Source organism: Mycobacterium sp. 1245499.0 (assembly GCF_001673615.1).
Classification (GTDB): Bacteria; Actinomycetota; Actinomycetes; order Mycobacteriales; family Mycobacteriaceae; genus Mycobacterium; species Mycobacterium europaeum_A.
The window spans coordinates 1-1,688 of the sequence record NZ_LZMG01000065.1; the positions used below are offsets into that span (position 1 = coordinate 1).

At 66.9% G+C, this 1,688-nt stretch carries 3 protein-coding genes; all 3 read right to left on the reverse strand.

Annotated elements, in window-relative coordinates; translation table 11 throughout:
* Window positions 1-340, reverse strand: a 340-nt coding sequence (locus tag A5646_RS03250) for an inorganic phosphate transporter (RefSeq protein ID WP_197505104.1), incomplete at its 3' end; no start/stop codon positions are given.
* A 97-nt stretch (window positions 341-437) separates the two neighbouring features.
* Window positions 438-845 carry a VOC family protein gene (locus A5646_RS03255; protein WP_066873293.1) on the reverse strand — a complete coding sequence of 136 codons (408 nt, stop codon included), beginning with the start codon at window positions 843-845 and terminating at the stop codon, window positions 438-440.
* 53 nt (window positions 846-898) lie between these two features.
* Window positions 899-1,688: SDR family oxidoreductase (locus A5646_RS03260; protein WP_067019807.1), on the reverse strand; the 790-nt coding region annotated here is incomplete at its 5' end.

Genomic DNA, 1,688 nt, shown 5'->3' on the forward strand with positions numbered 1-1,688 from the left:
CGATGCCGCCGATCAGGGCATGTGACGAACTCGACGGGATACCGAGGAGCCAGGTCAGCAGGTTCCAGACGACGCCGCCCACGAGGCCGGCGAAGACCAGTTCCAGCGTCACGATGTTGGAGTCGATGAGGCCCTTGGCGATGGTCGCGGCGACGGCGGTGGACAAGAAAGCGCCCACCAGATTCAGCACCGCCGAGAGCGCGACCGCCGTCTTGGGCTTGAGTGCACCGCTGGCGATCGAGGTCGCCATCGCGTTGCCCGTGTCATGGAAGCCGTTGGTGAAATCGAAGGCCAATGCCGTGATTACGACAATGATCAAGAGGAACAATTGGATGTTCACAGCGCCTGATTCTGGTGGTAGGAGGATTCCATTGTCGAATGCTGAGGCAGTCGAAACGCGGGTGTACCTTGACTCGTCGCCAGATGTTACCTCTCAGTTAACCGGAATTTCCCCGCCGTTCACCTCGGGTGTCACGCCGTAGCGGGTGGTCGGAGGGTATTTCGAGGAATATCAGGGTGATCCCGTCGGGGTCGGTCACGTGCATTTCGTAGAGGCCCCACGGCTCCTGGCGCGCCTCGCGCGCGATGGCCACCCCCCGGCCGCGGAGCTCGGCCTGGGTCGCCTCGATGTCGCGTACCTGCAGCCACAGCGCGCCCGGGAAGGGTCCGCGCGAGTGGTCCGGGGAGCCGTAACCGGCCAGTTCGAGCAGCGACTGCCCTGCGAAAAAGACTGTGCCCGCGCCGTATTCACGCGCTATCGCCAGGCCGATCTGGTCGCGGTAGAAGGTCAGCGACTGCTGATAGTCCGCCGGCCGGAGCAACATCCGACTGGCCAGGATCTCCATAGCGTCGTGTCTATCACAGTGGCCGGGCAAAACGGCCCGTAGCGGCGGCCGGGTCAGCCGTCGTTATTGCGGTTGGGCTGGATGCTCTGGCGCTGCATGACGGCGTTGACCCAGCGCGGGCCGAACGTGTCGAGCGCCTTGGCGGCGATCGCCATCCGCGGTGCGATGCGCACCGGGCGGGTGCGGGCGGCGGTAATCATCCACTCGCCGGCCTCCTCCGGCGTCAGCGCCGGCATCCCCTGGTAGGCCTTGGTCGGTGCGATCATCGGGGTGGCCACCAGCGGGTAGTACAGCGTGCTGGAGTGCACGCCCTTGTCGCCCCACTCGGTTTCCACCACCCGGCTCACGGTCGACAGCGCGGCCTTCGAGGCGTTGTACACCGCGAACAGCGGTGAGGCCTCCGACAGCACGCCCCACGTCGAGACGTTGATGATGTGCCCGTCGCCGCGCTCGATCATGCCCGGCGCCAGCCCGCGGATCAGCCGCAACGGCGCGTAGTAGTTGAGCACCATCGTCCGCTCGACGTCGTGCCAGCGTTCCAGCGACTCGGCCAGCGGCCGGCGGATGGACCGGCCGGCGTTGTTGATCAGGATGTCGATTCCGCCGACACGCTTTTCGACGTCGGCGACCAGCGCGTCGACGGCGTCCATGTCGGAGACGTCGCACGGGATCGAGATGGCGTCACCGCCCGCCGAGGTGATGCGGTCCGCGAGCGCGTCGAGCAGCTCCTGGCGGCGGGCCACGACGACCACCGTGGCACCCGCCCGGGCGAACTGTTCGGCCGCGGCCTCGCCGATGCCCGACGACGCCCCGGTGAGCAGGATGCGCTTGCCGGCCAGTTCG

Excerpts from the sequence above, each read along its gene's own strand:
- A5646_RS03255 (WP_066873293.1), bottom strand. The coding sequence starts at position 845 with ATGGAGATCCTGGCCAGTCGGATGTTGCTCCGGCCGGCGGACTATCAG.